This window comes from Domibacillus sp. 8LH (assembly GCF_038806185.1).
GTDB lineage: Bacteria > Bacillota > Bacilli > Bacillales > Domibacillaceae > Domibacillus > Domibacillus indicus_A.
The window spans coordinates 1-234 of sequence record NZ_JAVJNG010000346.1 but is presented as its reverse complement, the minus strand read 5'-3'; the positions used below and the strand labels follow the sequence as shown (position 1 = coordinate 234).

At 33.8% G+C, this 234-nt stretch carries 1 protein-coding gene; it reads left to right on the top strand.

Annotation, left to right across the window (positions count from 1 at the left end; all coding sequences use genetic code 11):
• Positions 1–119: 119 nt before the first annotated feature.
• Positions 120–230, top strand: a complete 111-nt coding sequence (locus tag RG959_RS25545) for an erythromycin resistance leader peptide (RefSeq protein WP_369335211.1) — start codon at positions 120–122, stop codon at positions 228–230.
• Positions 231–234 lie beyond the last annotated feature (4 nt).

Below are 234 nucleotides of genomic sequence, written 5' to 3'. Positions count from 1 at the left end.
CAAGTGAAAGGTAATTGAATGCCTAAATAAATTAGAGAACCGTTATTTACCTTTGACTTTTACTTAAAGACAGTCTACAATTAATACTGAATTTTAAACGGTAGGAGGATTATTAAAAAATGACACATTCGATGAGACTACGTTTCGCAACTTTGCACCAGTCATTGCATATGGTCAAAGATTCTGTCTTGTGCATACAGAGTAAACGGCATAAGTCTGTCCTTGTTTAATGAT

Bases quoted from the DNA above. Each gene is read 5' to 3' on its own strand.
- RG959_RS25545 (WP_369335211.1), top strand. From the start codon at position 120: ATGACACATTCGATGAGACTACGTTTCGCAACTTTGCACCAGTCATTG.